Source organism: Paracraurococcus ruber (genome assembly GCF_004353985.1).
In the GTDB taxonomy this organism is placed as follows: domain Bacteria; phylum Pseudomonadota; class Alphaproteobacteria; order Acetobacterales; family Acetobacteraceae; genus Paracraurococcus; species Paracraurococcus ruber.
Map to the genome: position 1 here is coordinate 1 of NZ_SMOA01000607.1, position 1,006 is coordinate 1,006.

Below are 1,006 nucleotides of genomic sequence, written 5' to 3' on the forward strand. Positions count from 1 at the left end.
AGCACCGCCGCCCCGGGCGGCAGCCGCGCCGCCGCCGCCCGCGGGTCCGGCAGCCGCGCCGGGTCGCCGAGCAGCCAGAGCCGCGGCAGGCCAGGCCGCGGCTTGAGGCGGCGCGCCGCCGCCTCTAGCGTCCGCATCGCATGACCGCCCAGATGTCCCCCGCTTCGGCCAGCGCCGCCGCCATCGCCCGCAACCTCGCCACGGTGCAGGAGAGGATCGCCGAGGCCACCGCCCGCGCCAACCGCCCGGCCGGGTCGGTGACGCTGGTCGCCGTCTCCAAGACCCATCCGGCCGAATCGGTCGCCGCGGCGCTGGCCGCCGGCCAGGTCCTGTTCGGGGAGAACCGGGTGCAGGAGGCGGCGGCGAAATTCCCTTCCTTGCGGCCCGACTGGCCCGGCCTGCGGCTGCACCTGATCGGCGCGCTGCAGACCAACAAGGCGCGCGATGCCGTGCGCGTCGCCGATGTGGTCGAGAGCCTGGACCGCCCCCGCCTGGCCGCCGCCCTGGCCGAGGCCATGGCGAAGGAGGGCCGCCGGCCGGAAGTGCTGGTCCAGGTCAATGTCGGGGAGGAACCGCAGAAGGCCGGCATCCCGCCGGGGGAGACCGACGCCTTCCTGCGCGCCTGCCTGGAGGAGCATGGCCTGCCGGTGCGCGGCCTGATGTGCATCCCGCCCGCCGAGAGCGATCCGCGGCGGCATTTCGCCTGGCTGGCGGAGCGCGCCGCCCGGCACGGTCTGCCGGTGGTCTCGATGGGGATGAGCGGCGATTTCGAGGCGGCGATCGCCTGCGGCGCCACGCATGTCCGGGTCGGCTCGGCCATCTTCGGCGCGCGCGGCTGAGGCCGGGCCGGGACGCGGCCTGCGGGCCATGCCCCGGGCGGCCACGCCACGGCGAGGCTTGTGGCGTGGCACCGCGGCATCGGCGCGGCGGTGCCCCGCCCCGGACGCCCGCGGCCATGGCGCCGCGACGGCCCCCGCGCCCGGCGGTCAGGCGCCCTGCCCCGCCG

Annotated in this window: 1 protein-coding gene; it reads left to right on the forward strand. The window is 77.9% G+C overall.

Annotation, left to right across the window (positions count from 1 at the left end; genetic code table 11):
- Positions 1–140 precede the first annotated feature (140 nt).
- Positions 141–839, forward strand: a complete 699-nt coding sequence (locus E2C05_RS32055) for a YggS family pyridoxal phosphate-dependent enzyme (RefSeq protein WP_240046998.1) — start codon at positions 141–143, stop codon at positions 837–839.
- The last annotated feature ends 167 nt before the right edge of the window (positions 840–1,006 follow it).